This window comes from Megasphaera sp. AF13-6AC (assembly GCF_027685385.1).
GTDB lineage: Bacteria > Bacillota > Negativicutes > Veillonellales > Megasphaeraceae > Megasphaera > Megasphaera micronuciformis.
Map to the genome: position 1 here is coordinate 387 of NZ_JAQCUN010000212.1, position 1,042 is coordinate 1,428.

The 1,042-nt window shown below is 50.2% G+C and carries 1 protein-coding gene; it reads right to left on the reverse strand.

Annotated features, from left to right (window positions below; all coding sequences use genetic code 11):
- On the reverse strand, window positions 1-1,042 hold a 1,042-nt coding region (locus PGX78_RS08230; protein ID WP_442864821.1), incomplete at both ends, for an endonuclease MutS2.

Below are 1,042 nucleotides of genomic sequence, written 5' to 3' on the forward strand. Positions count from 1 at the left end.
TCATACCTCTTACCGATACAGTCAGTTTCTTACCGCGTATGTCATCTACCGTGCCGATGCTGTTTAAAGAGTTGACGAATACGGACTGCCCTTGTTTCAAACGTTTAACATCGACAGGGTCTCTTTTCGGCCCCGACAATTCGGGAACGGAAATCTGTTGTATCGCTCGACGGGCCTGATCGATGGCCTTGGCTTTTTCTCTGTCCGATGCATCTGACGACCGGCGCTTTAACTCGCGAATAATCTGTTCCGCTTCAAGACGCAAGTTGCGCTTTAATTCATTGGCTTCCCGCCGGCTTGCATCCACAATATCTTGCCTTTTCGCCGTAACTTTTTCCTTTTCCTTACGCAAAGCCTCTTCGTGAGCCTTCGCTTCCTTCAAGCGCGTTGCCAACAGTTCTCGTTCTTCATCGATCTTGCGAAGTTGTGTATTGAGCCGTGTCAAAACAGCTTCCACATCGGCATCTTGGGCTTCATTACGCAACCGGTGAGCCTCTTCCAGAACGGCTTCAGGCATACCCAGTCGTTCGCTAATAGCCAGGGCATGACTGCTGCCGGCCGAGCCGATGCGCAGTTTATATGTCGGTCGCAGTGTCTCCGTATCGAATTCGACGTGGCCGTTTTCCACGCCTTCCGTGCGGTAGGCATAGTTTTTCAAGTCATTATAATGCGTCGTCACCATAGCTAAAGAGCCCTTACGTCGAAACTCATCCAAAATGGCGATGGCCAAGGCTCCGCCTTCACCCGGATCCGTACCCGAACCCAATTCATCCGTCAAAATGAGATCACACGCCGAAGCATGTTTCAAGATATAGACGATTTGCTTCATATGACTCGAAAAGGTACTGAGATTTTGTGCTATATCCTGTTCATCGCCGATGTCGGCAAAGACATCGCCGAAGAGCGGCAACTGTGAACCGTCACTTACAGGAATAAACAGACCGGACTGATACATGAGGATAAGGAGTCCCAAGGTTTTCATGGACACGGTCTTACCGCCCGTATTAGACCCCGTAATCAGAAGGATGGAGTAGTCGCCTCC